This window comes from Bacillus sp. z14 (2026), assembly GCF_058313575.1.
In genome coordinates this window covers 1-715 of the sequence record NZ_JBZFQK010000016.1, presented here as the reverse complement: position 1 = coordinate 715, position 715 = coordinate 1, and the positions used below count along the sequence as shown (strand labels likewise).

General features: G+C 54.0%; 6 tRNA genes and 1 rRNA gene. All 7 read right to left on the bottom strand.

From position 1 onward, the window contains the following. Positions 1-46: 46 nt before the first annotated feature. A tRNA-Asp gene (locus tag AC4G3O_RS19270) sits at positions 47-123 on the bottom strand. Positions 124-128: 5 nt separating this feature from the next. Beyond that, a tRNA-Met gene (locus AC4G3O_RS19265) sits at positions 129-202 on the bottom strand. A 27-nt stretch (positions 203-229) separates the two neighbouring features. Then, positions 230-305: transfer RNA gene (locus tag AC4G3O_RS19260), tRNA-Val, on the bottom strand. A gap of 8 nt (positions 306-313) precedes the next feature. After that, positions 314-388 (bottom strand) — tRNA-Glu (locus AC4G3O_RS19255). An 18-nt stretch (positions 389-406) separates the two neighbouring features. Then, positions 407-498, bottom strand: a tRNA-Ser gene (locus AC4G3O_RS19250). Between the two features lie 5 nt (positions 499-503). Further along, positions 504-578: transfer RNA gene (locus AC4G3O_RS19245), tRNA-Asn, on the bottom strand. A gap of 11 nt (positions 579-589) precedes the next feature. Then, positions 590-706: ribosomal RNA gene (rrf, locus tag AC4G3O_RS19240) — 5S ribosomal RNA — on the bottom strand. Positions 707-715: the final 9 nt, after the last annotated feature.

The following is a 715-nucleotide window of genomic DNA, read 5'->3' as shown; positions in this document are numbered from 1 at the left end:
CCTTTGCTCTACCGACTGAGCTACTGAGCCAACTTCATTATGTAAATGGCGGTCCGGACGGGACTCGAACCCGCGACCTCCTGCGTGACAGGCAGGCATTCTAACCAACTGAACTACCGGACCATTTATTGCGGGGACAGGATTTGAACCTGCGACCTTCGGGTTATGAGCCCGACGAGCTACCAGACTGCTCCACCCCGCGCCAATGTGAGTGTGATACTAGTTTTTATGGTGGAGGATGACGGGATCGAACCGCCGACCCTCTGCTTGTAAGGCAGATGCTCTCCCAGCTGAGCTAATCCTCCACATTAAATGGTGACCCCTACGGGATTCGAACCCGTGTTACCGCCGTGAAAGGGCGGTGTCTTAACCGCTTGACCAAGGGGCCAATTATTGTGAGTTATTATGGCGGAGAGCAAGGGATTCGAACCCTTGAGACAGCGTTGACCGTCTACACGATTTCCAATCGTGCTCCTTCGACCTCTCGGACAGCTCTCCATTTATGGCTCCGCAGGTAGGATTCGAACCTACGACCGTTCGGTTAACAGCCGAATGCTCTACCACTGAGCTACTGCGGAATAATTATAATGCCTGGCGACGTCCTACTCTCACAGGGACTCGCGTCCCAACTACCATCGGCGCTGAAGAGCTTAACTTCCGTGTTCGGAATGGGAACGGGTGTGGCCTCTTCGCCATCGTCACCAGACGATTTTGT